13 protein-coding genes are annotated in these 14,907 nt (G+C 68.5%); 7 read left to right on the top strand and 6 right to left on the bottom strand.

What is annotated here, in order from left to right:
- Nucleotides 1-90: 90 nt before the first annotated feature.
- Genes QC826_RS10985 through QC826_RS11000 form a run of 4 tightly spaced genes read right to left on the bottom strand, consistent with a single transcriptional unit; the run spans nt 91 to nt 3,768 of the window.
- Complete coding sequence (locus QC826_RS10985; protein ID WP_279765647.1) at nt 91-927, bottom strand: substrate-binding periplasmic protein; 837 nt, start codon at nt 925-927, stop codon at nt 91-93.
- Nucleotides 924-2,456, bottom strand: coding sequence for an ATP-binding protein (locus QC826_RS10990; RefSeq protein ID WP_279765648.1), 1,533 nt, complete (start codon nt 2,454-2,456; stop codon nt 924-926). Before QC826_RS10990 ends, QC826_RS10985 begins: the two co-directional genes overlap by 4 nt.
- Complete coding sequence (locus QC826_RS10995) at nt 2,438-2,671, bottom strand: hypothetical protein (RefSeq protein ID WP_279765649.1); 234 nt, start codon at nt 2,669-2,671, stop codon at nt 2,438-2,440. The genes QC826_RS10990 and QC826_RS10995 overlap by 19 nt, the downstream gene beginning before the upstream one ends.
- Nucleotides 2,659-3,768 carry a substrate-binding domain-containing protein gene (locus QC826_RS11000; protein WP_409567795.1) on the bottom strand — a complete coding sequence of 370 codons (1,110 nt, stop codon included), beginning with the start codon at nt 3,766-3,768 and terminating at the stop codon, nt 2,659-2,661. Before QC826_RS11000 ends, QC826_RS10995 begins: the two co-directional genes overlap by 13 nt.
- 261 nt (nt 3,769-4,029) lie before the next feature.
- On the opposite strand from QC826_RS11000, the gene QC826_RS11005 reads away from it, so the two are divergent.
- The 3 genes from QC826_RS11005 to QC826_RS11015 all read left to right on the top strand — a co-directional run bounded on the left by QC826_RS11005 (nt 4,030) and on the right by QC826_RS11015 (nt 7,310).
- Entirely contained in the window at nt 4,030-4,869 is an 840-nt protein-coding gene (locus tag QC826_RS11005) for an EcsC family protein (RefSeq protein ID WP_279765650.1), read from the top strand.
- A gap of 186 nt (nt 4,870-5,055) precedes the next feature.
- On the top strand, nt 5,056-7,044 hold the full coding sequence (locus QC826_RS11010) for a carboxy terminal-processing peptidase (RefSeq protein WP_279765651.1): 1,989 nt from the start codon (nt 5,056-5,058) through the stop codon (nt 7,042-7,044).
- Between the two features lie 47 nt (nt 7,045-7,091).
- Nucleotides 7,092-7,310 carry a hypothetical protein gene (locus tag QC826_RS11015; protein WP_279765652.1) on the top strand — a complete coding sequence of 73 codons (219 nt, stop codon included), beginning with the start codon at nt 7,092-7,094 and terminating at the stop codon, nt 7,308-7,310.
- 256 nt (nt 7,311-7,566) lie between these two features.
- Here the strand turns inward: QC826_RS11015 and QC826_RS11020 are convergent, their stop codons facing one another.
- Together QC826_RS11020 and QC826_RS11025 are read right to left on the bottom strand one after the other, a co-directional pair.
- A complete protein-coding gene (locus QC826_RS11020) occupies nt 7,567-8,457 on the bottom strand; it encodes a cache domain-containing protein (RefSeq protein ID WP_279765653.1) in 891 nt (296 codons plus the stop codon).
- Between the two features lie 382 nt (nt 8,458-8,839).
- Nucleotides 8,840-9,214 carry a YajD family HNH nuclease gene (locus QC826_RS11025; RefSeq protein ID WP_093388830.1) on the bottom strand — a complete coding sequence of 125 codons (375 nt, stop codon included), beginning with the start codon at nt 9,212-9,214 and terminating at the stop codon, nt 8,840-8,842.
- Nucleotides 9,215-9,433: 219 nt separating this feature from the next.
- Here QC826_RS11025 and QC826_RS11030 point away from each other — a divergent pair, with 219 nt between their 5' ends.
- The 4 genes from QC826_RS11030 to QC826_RS11045 all read left to right on the top strand — a co-directional run bounded on the left by QC826_RS11030 (nt 9,434) and on the right by QC826_RS11045 (nt 14,823).
- Nucleotides 9,434-9,748 (top strand): hypothetical protein, encoded by a 315-nt coding sequence (locus tag QC826_RS11030; protein WP_279765654.1) that lies wholly within the window; start codon nt 9,434-9,436, stop codon nt 9,746-9,748.
- A gap of 2 nt (nt 9,749-9,750) precedes the next feature.
- Nucleotides 9,751-10,206: a PIN domain-containing protein gene (locus QC826_RS11035; protein ID WP_279765655.1), complete on the top strand. Its 456-nt coding sequence runs from the start codon at nt 9,751-9,753 to the stop codon at nt 10,204-10,206.
- 360 nt (nt 10,207-10,566) lie between these two features.
- Nucleotides 10,567-13,122 carry a TonB-dependent receptor gene (locus QC826_RS11040; RefSeq protein WP_279765656.1) on the top strand — a complete coding sequence of 852 codons (2,556 nt, stop codon included), beginning with the start codon at nt 10,567-10,569 and terminating at the stop codon, nt 13,120-13,122.
- Between the two features lie 120 nt (nt 13,123-13,242).
- Complete coding sequence (locus QC826_RS11045; protein ID WP_279765657.1) at nt 13,243-14,823, top strand: glycoside hydrolase family 32 protein; 1,581 nt, start codon at nt 13,243-13,245, stop codon at nt 14,821-14,823.
- The last annotated feature ends 84 nt before the right edge of the window (nt 14,824-14,907 follow it).

Here is a 14,907-nt window from a genome sequence, read left to right on the forward strand (position 1 = left end):
GGCCAGCTTGCTGTAGTTTCGGGGCTTGTCGCAGTGTGTTTTCCTGGAACCGGCAGGCGGGCCCGGGCAGCCGCCCGGTCGCCGGACGGGCTATTTTTTCGCCGGCCTGGCGGCCTGCCCCGGCAGCTGGACCGCGTATTTGGCGGCGATCTCGCGGGCGCCGTCGCCGCTGTTGAGCAGCTCGATCTGCTCGTTCAACACGCGCAGCAGCTCCTCGGCGTAGGGCACGCGCCGGCTCACCATCATGTGGAAGGTCGACGGCGGCAGCTCCGCCAGCAGCTCGTAGCCGATGTCGAGCCGGGCGAAGTCGGCGATGCCCAGGCTCTGGTAGCCGAGGGCGATCTCCAGGCGTTCCGGCAGGGCGTCGCAGCGGTTCATTTTGAGCTTGAGGAAGGACTGCGCCAGGTTCTGCGAGCCGGCCTCCATTTGCTCGGCGTCGAGGCCGAAGGCGGCGTAGTTGTAGCCGTTGACGGCGCACAGCCGCAGCTTCTTCAGGTCGGCCGCCGCGCGCACCGGCGGGTGCGGCCTGGCCTTGTCGTAGAAGTAGGCCAGGTGCATGGCGTAGTAGGGCTTGGCCACCAGGTAGGCGCGCTCGCGCTCGGCGTTGCTGGCGGCGTCGGTCAGCATGTCGTGGCCGCCCAGCCTGACCGATTCGAGGCAGCGCCTCCACGGCAGCATGTCGATTCGGTAGCGCAGGCCGGCGCCGGCCAGCGCGCGGCGCAGGTACTCGGCGGAGAAGCCGACCACCTCGTCGGTCCGGGCGCCGCCGTCGCGGCGGAAGTAGAGGTAGGGCGGCCACTCGGCGATCTGGCCGCAGACGCGGACCACCTGCGCCGGCGCCAGCGGCGCGGCGCCGGCGGCCGCGTCTGCGGCGGGCGGCGCCAGCCACAGCGCCAGCGCCAGCGGCGGGGCGGCGGCGCGCCTCATGTTTGGCCTCCGGCCTGGCGCGGTAGCACGACGCGGAAGGCGGCGCCCCGGCCCGGCTCGCTGCGCACCTCGATGCGGCCGCCGTGGGTCTTGACGATGCCGTAGGCCATCGACAGGCCCAGCCCGGTGCCGCTGCCCACCGGCTTGGTGGTGAAGAAGGGGTCGAACAGGCGGTCCAGGTGCTCCTGGCGGATGCCGTCGCCGTTGTCCTCGACCTCGACCCAGACCTGGGCGTCGTCACGGCCGGTGCGCAGGGTGATGCGGCCGTGCTCGCCGGCGGCGTCGGCGGCGTTGCGCAGCAGGTTGAGGAAGACCTGGTTGAGGCGCAACGGGCGGCACTCGACGGCGGGGATGGCGGCGTACTCGCGGCGCAGCTCGCCCTTGAACTTGAGCTGGCCGTGGACCACGTTGACGGCGCTGTCGAGCGCGTCCTCCAGGTTGGCCCACTGCAGCTCGGTCTCGTCGACCAGGGCGAAGTCCTTCAGGCCCTGGACGATGCGCTTGACGCGGCGCAGGCCGTCGAGCGACTCGCCGAGCAGGCTGGCGATGTCGCCGCGCAGGTAGGGCAGGTCGATGCGCCGCTTCAGCTCGGCCAGGGCGGCGCGGCTGTCGGCGCCCAGCTCGGCCTCGACCGCCTCGTAGGCGGCCAGCACGTCGAGCAGGTCGGCGACGTAGGCGCGCAGGGTGCCCAGGTTGGCGTTGACGAAGCCGACCGGGTTGTTGATCTCGTGGGCCATGCCGGCGGCCAGCTGGCCGACCGAGGCCAGCTTCTCCGACTGCAGCAGCTGGCCGTGCACCTGGGCCAGCTGGTCGATCAGCTGCTGCTGGCGGCCGCGCTCGCGCTCGAGGGCGGCGTGGGCCAGGCTGAGCTGGCGGCGGTCGGCCTGGAACTGCTCGACGGCGCGGGCCATCTCGCCGATCTCGTCGCCGCCGGCCACCGCCACGGCCAGCGCCGGCGCCGACTCGCCGGCCTCGGCCTCGGCCGGCTCGCGCCGGCGCAGGCCGTCGCTGACCAGCTGCAGGCGCGACAGCACGTGGCGGCCGAGGAAGTGGTAGCTGGCCAGCCAGGCCAGCAGCAGGCTGGCGGCCAGCAGCGCGGCGACCCAGCGCTGGTGGCGCAGCGAGTCGTGGCGCAGCGCCTGGGCGGCGTCGCGGAAGTCCTGGCTGTGGCGCTCGGACTGCAGCTGGGCCGCCGCCGCCATCGCGGCGGCCTGGTGGCGCAGCTGGTCCTGGAAGGGCCGGGCGCGCGCGGCGGCGGCGGCGGCCGCCGCCGGGGTCGGCGCGGCGGCCGCCTGCAGCTCGGCCTCGCGCAGCTGGGCCACCACGTTGGCGCTGTTGCGGAACAGCTGGCTGGCCTGGCGCAGGTCGAGGATGGCGCCCTCGTCGCCGGCGGCGGCCAGGCGGTCGGCCAGCTGGTCGAACGACTCGAGGTGGGCGGCGATGCCGCCGTAGCGGGCGCGCACCGCCTCGGCGCTGGCGGCGCCGGCCAGCAGGTCGGACTCGCGTTCGATCAGCAGGGTGCGGCGCACCAGGCCTGGGCGTCCTGCATGCGCAGCATGCGCTCCTCGGCCAGGCGGTCGGTGGCGTCGCTGCCGACGCGCAGGGCGTAGACGGCGGTGACGCCGCCGGCCAGGATCAGCAGCGTCAGGCCGGCCACCACCAGGCTGAACTGGCGCCGCAGCGAGCGCGGCAGCAGGCGCCGCCAGGCCGCGCCGCCGCCGTCGCCGCCGTTCAGCGCTTCCATATGCGGCGGTAGATGTCGCGGTAGCCGTTGTCCGGGTCGTAGCGCAGGCGGGCGCCGCCGTCGTAGCCGATGTTGTCCGGCGTGACCAGGTGCACCGGCACGATGTAGCCGGAGACGGGCTGGCGCGCCAGCAGCCGGTTCATCTCGTCGACCAGCTGCCAGCCGTGCAGGTTGAGCGGCTCGGCCACGGTGCCGACCTGGAAGGTGCCGGCCTGGATGCGTAACAGCGCCGCCGCGCTGCCGTCGCCGGCCGACAGCATCTGCAGGCTGGCGCTGGCGCGGCCGGCCTTGGTCAGTTCCGGCGCGGCGTAGTCGAAATACAGGTCGTTGATGGCCAGCGCGTGGCTCCAGGCGGCGCCGTGGCGCGCCAGCAGGGCGCGGGTGACGGCCGGCATGCGCGCGGCGCTGTGCGACAGGGCGACGTCCTCGACGCCGAGCAAGCGGCAGCGGCGGCAGGCGCGCACCACCTCGGCCATCGCCGCCGCCTTGGCGCCGGCGATCGCGTAGTTGCTGTCGGTGAAGATGACCACGCCGGCGCGGCCGCCCGACTGCACCACCGCCGCCATCGCCGTGACGCGCGCCACGTCGAGCGGATCGGTCGAGACGTTCATCGCCAGCGGGCTGCCGGCCACCGGGCCGGCCAGCGGGCCGACGTGCCAGCCGAGCATCGGCACGCCGAGCCGGGCCAGCGGCGCCAGCAGCGGCGCGGCCTGCTCGGCGTCGACGCCGACCAGCAGCAGGCCGCTGGGCCGCGCCGCCAGCACCGCCGCCAAGGTGCTGGCGCGGCCGGCGGCGCTGCCGGCGGCGTCGTAGACCTTGCTGTTCCAGCCGATCGCGGCGGCCGCCTCCTTGATGCCCTGCACCACGCCGAGCACGCCGCCGTTGCGCAGGTCCTCGCTGACGATGGCGATGCTGGCGCCGGCGTAGGCCGGCGGGCCGGACCGCGGCCCGCCCCAGGGCGCGCCGTGGGCGCTGGCGCGCTCGACGGCCAGGCGCATGCGCGCCAGCCGCGCCGCCTCGTCGTCGGCCGCGGCGGCCGAGGCGCCTAGCAGGGCGAGCAGGAATGCCGCGCGGATCCGGGAAACGGGAGGGAGCATAGGTCGGGCCAATGGCGAACGCAGTGCCGGCCATGCTAGCAGGTGTTGGCAGGCCGATCAACAATATCTGCGGGCCGCCGCCGGCCGGGCCGAAGCGCGGCGCCGCCCCGGCCGGCCCGTCGGCGGCGGAAAGAATGTTTTTGGGGAATTGTTAATGATTTGTGGCAAACATCGGCGGCGCGCCGGCGCGCGCCCGCAGCGCCGGCCGCCGGCGCGATGCTATGATGCCGAGGACTGCCACAGGGGATACGCACGGGACGCATGGATATCTATTCGGAACACAACCGCGCCGACCTGGCGGCGCTGCGCCAGGCGGTGCGCCTGCTGAACACGCCGTCGCTGACGATCAAGCTGGCCGAGCTGGTCGGCGCGCCGCTGGAATGGGGCCTGGCCAAGCTGTCCGGCCCGCTGCGCGGCAGGATCAACCAGGGCGTCAACGCGGCGCTGGGGCGCGCCGCCGACGTGGCGCTGTGGAGCATGGCCGACCGGCCGCACGCCGCCGCCTCGCCGCGCCTGCACCAGCTGGGCGCGGCCGCCAGCGGCGCGCTGGGCGGCTTCTTCGGCTTCTCGGCGCTGCTGGTCGAACTGCCGCTGTCGACCACCATCATGATGCGCGCGGTGGCCGACGTGGCGCGCGCCGAGGGCTTCGCCCTGTCCAGCCTGGAGGTCAAGCTCGAGTGCGTCAAGGTGTTCGCGCTGGGCGGCAACGCCGGGCCGGAGGCGGCCGGCGATTCCGGCTACTACGCCTCGCGCACCGCGCTCAACCGCCTGCTCAACCTGACCGCCGCCGAGCTGGCGGCGATCGCGGCCGAGAAGGGCGCCGCCGGCATCGGCGCGCGCGAGGGCGCCGCCCTGCTGGCCCGCCTGATCGACGCGGTGGCGACGCGCTTCGGCGTGGTGGTCACCGAGAAGATGGCGGCGCAGATCGTGCCGGTGCTCGGCGCGCTGGCCGGCGCCACCGTCAACACCCTGTTCACCGACTACTACCAGGACATGGCCAGGGGCCACTTCGCCCTGCGCCGGCTGGAGCGGCGCTACGGCGAGGGCTATATCGTGGCGGCCTACCAGCGCGAGCTGGACGGCGCCGGCGCGGCCGGCTAGCGCGGCGCGCGGCGCGCTTCAGCCGGTCTTAAGCTTTCACAGGGAAACTGTGTCTTCCCGGGCTGCGCCGCTGCTGCTATCCTGTAGAATAAAGCGCAGCCGTTTCACCCCCAATACGCCGGCGGCGGCCGACCCGAACGGTCGGCCGCCGCCGGCAAATCGACAATTCACGTTCGGAGTAAGCCGATGAAGAAGCAAATGTTGCTGGTCACGCTGGCGCTGTCCCTGTCAGTGCAGGCCGGCGCGGCGCTGCCGGAAAAAGTGGCAGACACCCCCTTGAAACCGTTGGCGCAGCAAACCCAGGCGGCGATCTGGGCCTCGCGCTTCTTGTCGCGCTACCACTACAAGGCGGTGCCGCTGGACGACGCCATGTCGGAGAAGATCTTCGACCGCTACTTCAAATCGCTCGACGGCGAGAAGCTGTTCTTCGTCCAGGCCGACGTCGACCAGTTCGGCGCGGCCCGCTCGCGCCTGGACGACGCCATCAACAACGAGAACCTCAGCGTTCCCTTCGCCGTCTACAACCTGTACCAGCAGCGCTTCAACGAGCGCTTCGGCTACGCCCGCGAACTGCTCAAGACCAAGTTCGACTTCGCCGTCGACGAGAGCTACCAGTACGACCGCGAGAAGGCCGAGTGGCCCAAGAACGAGGCCGAGATGCGCGAGCTGTGGCGCAAGCGCATCAAGAACGACTGGCTGCGCCTGAAGCTGGCCGGCAAGGACGACAAGGCGATCCGCGACACCCTCGACAAGCGCTACGACAACTACATGGGCCGTTCGCGCAAGCTCAACAATGAAGACGTGTTCCAGATCTTCATGAACGCCTACACCATGTCGATCGAGCCGCACACCAACTACCTGGGGCCGCGCGCCTCGGAGAACTTCGACATCGCCATGCGCCTCTCGCTCGAGGGCATCGGCTGCGTGCTGCAGACGCGCGACGAGTACACCGTGGTGCGCGAGGTGGTGCCGGGCAGCCCGGCCGGCCTGTCGGGCAAGATCAAGGTGGGCGACCGCATCGTCGGCGTCGGCCAGGGCGAGTCCGGCGCGCTCACCGAGGTGCTCGGCTGGCGCATCGACGACGTCGTCGCGCAGATCCGCGGCGCCAAGGACTCCACCGTGCGGCTCGACGTGTTGCCGGCCGAGGCCGGCGTCGACGGCAAGCACACCGTGATCGCGCTGGTGCGCAAGAAGATCAGCATGGAGGAGCAGTCGGCCAAGAAATCCATCCTCGAGGTGCGCGACGGCACGGCCAAGCGCCGCGTCGGGGTGATCTCGCTGCCCACCTTCTACCAGGACTTCGAGGCGCGCCGCAAGGGCGAGCGCGACTTCAAGAGCGCCACGCGCGACGTGGCCCGCCTGCTCGGCGAGCTGAAGAAGGAAAAGGTCGACAACGTGCTGATCGACCTGCGCAACAACGGCGGCGGCTCGCTCAGCGAGGCCGTCGAGCTGACCGGCCTGTTCATCGACAAGGGTCCGGTGGTGCAGCAACGCAACGCCGAAGGCAAGGTCGAGATCGAAAGCGACAACAACGCCGGCCTGGCCTGGGACGGCCCGGTCGGCGTGCTGATCAACCGTGGCTCGGCCTCCGCCTCGGAGATCTTCGCCGCCGCGATCCAGGACTACGGCCGCGGCCTGATCATCGGCGAGGCCAGCTTCGGCAAGGGCACCGTGCAAACCCTGGTCAACCTCGACCGCTTCGCCCAGGGCGAGAAGGCGCCGCGCCTGGGCGAGTTGAAGATGACCATCGCCCAGTTCTTCCGCATCAACGGCGGCACCACCCAGCTGCGCGGCGTCACGCCCGACATCAAGCTGCCGGCCATGGCCGACGGCGACAGCTTCGGCGAGTCCAGCTACGACAACGCGCTGCCGTGGACGTCGATCAAACCGGCCGTCTACATCACCGCCGGCGAGCTCAAGGAGATCGTGCCGATGCTCGACAAGCGCCACGAGGCGCGCGTGGCCAAGGACAAGGACTTCCAGTACCTGCAGGAGGACATCGCCCTGGCCAAGAAGATCCGCAAGGAGAACCTGATCTCGCTCAACGAGACGGTGCGCCGCAAGGAGCGCGACACCCAGGAGGCCCGCTCCAAGCTGCGCGAGGCGCGCCTGCTGGCCAACGCGGTGCCGAGCGGCGACGATCCGGTCAAGGTCGCCGATCCGAAGGAGGCCTGAACCACGCCCTCAGCGCCAAGCCGGCCAGCGGCAAGGTGGCGGCGCGGGTGGCGGCGGTGAAGGGCGCGGCGCGCACCGACGACGGCCTGCAGGCCGACGAGCGCGGCCTGGCCGCCGAGCTGGACGCGGAAAAAGCCGCCAAGAACGCCAAGGACGTGCTGCTCAACGAGGCGGTGCACATCCTGGCCGACGAGGTAGGCCTGCTGAAAACCGACACCCGGCTCGCCTCGCGCGTGCTGCCCTACGCGGTCGACGTCGGCAAGTGAGCGTGGCGCCGGCCGGCGGAGCGATCCGCCGGCCGGCCCGCCGCCAACAACCCGCCGCTTGCGCGGGTTTTTTTTCGCCCGCGGCTTGCAATCGCTAAGTCATTCACAAAGTTGATTTCTGTCATCACAAAGATAAATTGGATGAATATACTTCCATGCGGCATCATCAACTTGTCTCCTCTATTCCCCTCCAAGGAAATAGATTCAGCCCGCTCCCGTAGCGGGCTTTTTTTTGCTCAGGCAAGCGCCGGCGGCGTCACTTGCTGAAGTAGCCCACGCCCAGCAACACCTGGTCGACGCGCTGGATCAGCGAGTGCTTCTGTTCCACCGCGTTGGTGGCCGGGTTGCGCCAGACGAAGTCGACCACGCCGCTGCCTTTTTGCTGGGCCAGCTTGATCATCTCCTCGATCATCGGTTTGCCGGCGGCGTCGCGCAGGCCGCGCACCTCCATGCCGGCCAGCTGCGGCGAGTCGCCCGAGGCGCGGTAGGTGCCGTCGTCGATGCCGATGGCGAACACGTACAGGTCGTTGTGGGTGAAGCCGCCCTGCGGGCTGTTGAAGGCGGCGAAGGCGGCCTTGTCGCCGGACTTCTTCATGAAGGCGACCGCCTTGTCGAGCAGCTCCTGGGCCTCCTCGACCGAGCCGCGCGGCGTGTAGTAGCCGACGCAGACGATGTACTTGCCCACCTTGTGGTACTGGCTGAACTTGTTTTCGACGTGGTTGTTGACCCGGTTCAGCCAACGGTATTCGACGGTGCCGTTGGCGCTGGCCTTGGCCTGCGCCAACAGATCGCGGATCAGCGGCTTGCCGGCCGCGTCGCGCAGCTCGATCTCGTTCTTGCCGACCAGGCCCAGCTGGGCGCCGCCGTTGGCGTGCATGAAGCCGTCCAGCCCGACCACGAACACGTAATACGGCCCCTGCACGAACGGTCCGCCGGACTCGTTGAATTTGGCGAAGGCCTGTTCCGGGCCGTTCTTTTGCAGGTAGGCGACGGCGCGCTCGAGCAGGGCGCTGGCGCGCTTGGCCTGCGCCCGTTCGATGCTGCCGAGCTGGCTGGCCGCCGGGGCGTCGGCCGCGTGGGCGGCGGGAACGACGGACAAGGCCGCTGCGGCGGCCAGAATGCATGCACTGAGGCGATTTCGTTTCATGTTTGTTTCCAGGTCAAGGAGAGGGGGCCGCTTGCCTGGCGCCGTGCGCGCGCGTGGCGATGCGGCGCGGCCGGCCGGATTGCCCGCCGCGCTATCGACCGGCGGCGCGCGTGCGGAGCCAGGTGCTAGGGGTTAAGTAGCAAAATGCGGGCCATCCTTTTGTCTGCATGGAGAAGGGCGCGGGGGGGGCGGGGCGGCGCGGCGCGGCGGCCGGCGCGCGGGCGGCAGGGCGCGCCCGTGTTGGGGAGGGGCCGCCACTGGCGGCGTCCGGCGGCGCGGACCGGGTGGCGGTCCGCGCGCGGCTAGATCGTTCCATTCCGCAACAGTGGTGTTGACGGTTGGAGCAGCGCCAGTGCGGTGCGCTGCCGGCGCGCGGGTTTGCCTAGTCTTTTTTCTTGATCAGCCCGGCCAGCGCGGCGAAGGGGTTGTGCGTCGCCGGCTGCATGCTCTCGGCCAGCAGGCCGTGGCCCCGGTCGGCCTCCAGGTAGCGCGAGTGCTCGTTGTCGTGGCAGTACAGGCACAGCAACTCCCAGTTGCTGCCGTCGGGCGGGTTGTTGTCGTGGTTGTGGTCGCGGTGGTGCACGGTCAACTGCTGCACGTTGGCGCGGGTGAACTCGCGCGTGCAGCGGCCACAAATCCAGGGATACATCTTCAGCGAGCGTTCGCGATAGCCCAGCTCGCGCGTGTCCGCCGCGCGGCGGGCGTCGGCGACGATCTTGTCGAGCCGTGCGGCATCCGGTTTTTTTCCTTGAATCATGGCCATTCACTTTCCTTAAGCGTTGTAACTTGCATTGGGCAGCGCGCAGCCGCGCGGCCCGGAGCAAGGCATGTCGGCCATTATAGTCCGGGGCGCAAGCGTCGCGCTGGTAAGACTTGCGACAAGCGCGGGCGGACTCTCCGGCCTTGCCGCAGGAGGTGATTCTCTTTGTGGCGTCTGGAGTACACTATCTCAAATGATCATTTGTGGAGTCGCATTATGGCGCAATTGACGATTGACGTGGACGAGGGCTTGATGGCGGACATGGCCGCTTTGGCCCTGGCCGAGCGCCGGGAGGCGGTTGAGATAGTCCATACAGCGCTGACTCAGTATCTGCATGAGCACGGCGCTGTTCGTTCCCCGAAAAGCGTTAAGGTTAGTGGGCTTGGCAACAGCGTCTCGGTCGCCGCCGTGCCGCGCGTGCCCGTGTCGTTAGCGGAGCGCAAGCGATTGGGCGAACGCACGGGTGGCATATGGAAAGACCGGGATGTCGACGGGTTGCAATACCAACTGGCGCAGCGCTCGGAATGGTAGGCGTGTTGTTCGACACCAATATCCTTATCGATCACTTCGCTGGCATCGAAGAGGTTACGGCCGAGCTGGAGCGATATGAGGACGCCGCCATCACAACCATCACTTGGCTGGAAGTTCTGTCCGGTGCAGAGCCGCATGAGTTGCAGGACATGCGCGACTACATGGCTCAGTTCATTGTCTATGACCTGGATGACGTCATTGCCGAGGAAGCCGCGGCAATTCGCCGTACCGCGCGCATTGCCGGTCGGAAAATTCTCAAATCGCCCGACGCGGCAGTGCTGGCAACTGCAAGGTATACGGGCAGGAAGCTAATCACACGAGACATCAAGGATTTTAGCGGCGCCGATGTGCATGTCCCATATGCATTGAGTAGAGACCCTGAATCAGGGGAGGTCGTCGTCGCAATGCCTCCCCCAATGTCAGAGCAAGCCGACGTCGACGAACGGCCGTCTTCATAGGTAGAGTTGCCGGCACTCGGATCGCCCCGCCTCCACTTGGCTGCAAACGGTTGTAAGTACATCCTCTATGTTGATGCGCCGCTAGCGCCAGGGTGTGGTTCTCCTCCTCCAAAAATTCTCCCATCGATTGCCATGAACTCTATATGGCAGGGCATTTCCGCATGTGTATATTTTTCACAACGCCGCCCGGCAACAAAAAAAGATATTTCTGCAAATTTATTGCAATCGATTGCAAGCGAACTCACTTCAGATCTACTATTTCCTCAGCACGAAAGGGAATATTCGTTCTGTCCAGGCGCTGCAACCGTCGCCACGGACTCCATCCCGCCCAAAAAACGTACTTAATAACCAGGAGACACAATGTCCAACCATACCAAGGGGCGCAGCCACGCCCACCGCGTCAAGCCGATCGCCGCGCTGATCGCCTCGTCGTCCTTCGCCGCCCTGATCTCCGCCAACGCCTACGCCCAGCAGGCCGCGCCGGCGCCGGCGGCCGCCGCCGACGAGTCCAAGGTCGCCGACGTGCTCAACCTGAATCGGGTGGTCGTCACCGGCACCGGCCAGGGCAAGTCGAAGATGCGCAGCTCGGTCTCCGTCACCGACGTCGACGCCCAGCAGGTGGCCGACTTCGCGCCCCGTTCCGAGGCCGAACTGCTGCACCTGATCCCCGGCATCCGCGCCGAAAGCTCGGGCGGCCCGGGCGGCAACTCCAACATCACCGTGCGCGGCCTGCCGATCTCCTCGGGCGGCTCGAAGTTCGTCCAGCTGCAGGAGGACGGCCTGCCGGTGGTCGAGTTCGGCGACATGAACTTCGGCAACAACGACTACTTCATCCGCTTCGACAACAACGTCGACCACATCCAGACCCTGCGCGGCGGCTCGGCCGCCACCTTCGCCTCGCACGCGCCGGGCGCGGTGATCAACTACATCAGCAAGACCGGCGAGGAGGAGGGCGGCTCGATCGGCCTGACGCGCGGCCTGAACTACAACGAGACGCGGGTCGACGGCGATGTCGGCGGCAAGCTCAGCCCGACGCTGCGCTACCACATCGGCGGCTACTTCCGCGACGGCGAAGGCCCGCGCGCCAGCGACACCAACGCCCTGCACGGCTACCAGGTCAAGGGCAACATGAGCAAGACCTTCAACGGCGACCAGGGCCACTTCCGCGTCTCGTTCAAGGCGCTGAGCGAGAGCGCGCCGACCTACACCAGCATGCCGGCGCGCGCCAACATCAGCGGCGGCAAGGTGAGCAGCATGAGCGCGGTCAACGGCTTCGACATCCTGCGCGATTCGCAGACCTCGATCTACAACCTGAGCATGCCGAGCATCGGCCCGGTCGGCACCGGCAGCGGCATCGCCGACATCTCCAAGGGCATCACCGTGAAGTCGCAGGCGCTGGGCATGGACTTCCAGAACACGCTGGAGAACGGCTGGACGATCAGCGACAAGTTCAAGGTCAGCAAGACTTCGAGCGCCTTCCAAACCCAGTTCTGGAGCCTGAACACGCTCGACGGCATGCTGTCGGGCTTCGGCAGCGGCGCCTCGGCGGTCTACTTCAACGGCCCGCGCGCCGGCCAGGCGGTCAGCACGGCCAACCTGCAAACCGGGCTGGTGTCGCAGAGCGCGGCGATCAACCAGCAGTCGCCCGACATGGGCCATTACGTCAACGATCTGAGCCTGGGCAAGACCTTCGACCTGGCCGGCGCCAAGGTCAACGCCAAGGCCGGCTACTACCGCTCCAAGCAGGACATCGTCCAGGTGTGGCAGATCAGCGAGCGCCTGATGGAGATCGGCAAGAACGGCGCCGTCATCGACGTCAAGGACGCTGCCGGCGCGCCGCTGACCACCGCCGGCCTGACCGGCTTCAACAACCAATGGGGTGCCTGCTGCGCGCGCGACGTCGACGCCCACTACGTCACCGACGCCACCTACCTGTCGCTCAACGCCGAACTGGGCCAGTTCGACCTCGAGGGCGCGCTGCGCCACGACAGCGTCAAGGCCAGCGGCCGTTACGCCGGTCCCAAGCAGGTGGTCGGCGGCTACGACGTCAACGGCGACGGCGTCATCAACGGCGCCGAGCGCACCGTCTACCTGGTCGACTCCAACAACGCCAGCCCGATTAACTACAAGACCGGCTACACCTCCTACTCGCTGGGCGCCAACTACCGCTTCGACAAGGACGTCAGCATGTTCGCCCGCCTGAGCAAGGGCGGCCGGGCGATCGCCGACCGCCTGTTGTTCTCGCCCTTCGTCAACACCACCACCGGCAAGCTGACTTCCGGCCTGGAGGAGCAGGCGGTGGCGACGGTCAAGCAGAAGGAGATGGGCGTCAAGCTGCGCGGCAGGAAGGACTGGGGCACCTACGCCGTCTTCGCCACCGTGTTCACGGCCACCGTCGACGAGTTCGACTACGACCAGACCCGCACCGTCGGACCGAAGCTGAACGTGGTCGGCACCAAGGCCAACGGCATGGAGATCGAGTCGGTCTTCACCTCCGGCAACTTCGCCATCAACGCCAACCTGACCTACACCGATCTGAAGGTCACCAAGGACCTGGTCGGCACGGCGCAGGGCAACAGCACGGTGGGCAAGGTGCCCGGCGGCGTGCCGAAACTGTTGTACACGGTGGCGCCGCGCTACAGCATCGGCCCGGTCACGCTCGGCGCGGTGGTGGTCGGCCAGTCGTATGTGTGGAACGACAGCTACAACACCTTCAAGGTCGACGGCCGCGCCATCGTCAACGGCTTCGTCAACTACGCGCTGACCGCCGACACGACGCTGAGCATCAACGCCAGCAACCTGTTCAACAAGGTCGCCTCGTCCAGCGGCGTGGGTGGACCGCGCGGCGACAGCATCGTTGAACTGCGTCCCGAGTCGGGCCGCGCCATCAGCGCGACGGTGCGCCACTCGTTCTAAGCCGGGCAGGCGGCATCGCTCATCGGGCCGGGTTGGCGACAGGGTTGTCGCCAACCCGGCCTGTGGCGTTGCCGGCGCGCTTGGCCGTGGCATAGCAAACTAACACAACAAGGATTCAGCATGGCGACACCACACACGGCGACCGAGGCTGCGGCGTATCGGGAGGCGTACCGGCCCCAATTGTCCTTCTCGCCGTCGCGCAATTGGATGAACGATCCGAACGGCCTGGTTTACCACGACGGCGAATACCACCTGTTCTACCAATACAATCCGAGCGCCAGCGTGTGGGGCGACATGTCCTGGGGCCACGCCGTCAGCACCGATCTGCTGCATTGGCAGGAGCTGCCGGTGGCCCTGATGGTCGAAAAGGACGCGCGGGGAGAAATCACGCAAAGCTTCTTCTCGGGCAGCGCGGTGGTGGACGGCGCCAACACCAGCGGCCTGGGTAGTGCCGCGCAGCCGGCCATGGTGGCCGTCTACACCAGCGTCTATCCGCAGGCGCGCACGCTGGCCAACGGCCGCCATGTGCCGGCCGGCCAGCAAAGCCAGTCGCTCGCCTACAGCCTGGACCGTGGCCGCAGCTGGACCCAATACGCCGGCAATCCGGTGCTGGCGCTGCCGCCCGAGAAATACCATGACGAGTACCGCGACTTCCGCGACCCCAAGGTGTTCTGGTACGCGCCGCACAGCAAGTGGGTGATGGTGGCCGTGGTGGCGCTGCGCCACACGGCGGTGCTGTACTCGTCCAAGGACTTGATCCATTGGGAGTTCATGAGCGAGTTCGGCCCGGCCGGCGCCGTCGGCGGCGTGTGGGAGTGTCCCGATCTGTTCGAACTGCCGGTCGACGACGATGCGGCCAACAGCAAGTGGGTGCTGGTGATTAACCTGAATCCGGGCGGTCCGGCCGGCGGCTCCGGCGCGCAGTACTTCATCGGCCAGTTCGACGGCAAGGCTTTCCGTGCCGATGCCTCTACCACCGCCGAGGCCGTGCGGTGGCTCGACCACGGCCCGGACTTCTACGCCGCCGTCACCTGGAACGGCGTGCCGGACGGCAGGCGCGTGTTGATCGGCTGGATGAGCAACTGGCAGTACGCCAACAAGGTGCCGACCACGCGTTGGCGCAGCGCGCAGTCGCTGCCGCGCGAGCTGGCGCTGCGCCGCATCGACGGCCGGGTGCGTCTGGTGCAGCGGCCGGTGCGCGGCCTTGAGCAGCTGCGGCGCGAACTGCTGGTCGCGATTGGCGAACTTCAGCTTGCGCCGGGCGAGGTGGCGCTGACGCAGACCCCGTCCGTATCGCGCCCGCCGTTCGACATCGACATGTTGCTCGATCCGGGCGGCGCCGCGCAGGCCGGCGTCAAGGTGCATGTCGGCGCGGACGGCGAACAGACCGTGGTCGGCTATGACCGCGAACGGGGCGAGGTGTTTGTCGACCGGCGCCGCGCCGGCGTTGCCGCCTTCGACCCGGCCTTCGCGGCGCGCCACGCGGTGGCGCTGCCGCTGCGGGCGGGCGCGGTTCGGCTGCGCATCCTGGTCGATACCGCCTCGGTCACGGTGTTCGCCGGCGCGCACGAGGCGACCTTGACCAGCCAGGTCTTTCCCGGCGAAGGCAGCGACGGTCTCGCCCTGTTCGCCGAGGGTGGGCAGGCGATGGTGCGCGACCTGCACGTCTGGTCGCTGGCCTCTATTTGGCGGCCGCGCTAGGAGTTTGCGCGGCAGAGTGTTTTCAACGGAACGCCGCAGCCGCTTGATCGGCGCGCCAGCCAGGCCCGCTCGTGACTGTGCCGA

This window comes from Rugamonas sp. DEMB1 (assembly GCF_029834475.1).
GTDB classification, from domain to species: Bacteria; Pseudomonadota; Gammaproteobacteria; order Burkholderiales; family Burkholderiaceae_D; genus Rugamonas; species Rugamonas rubra.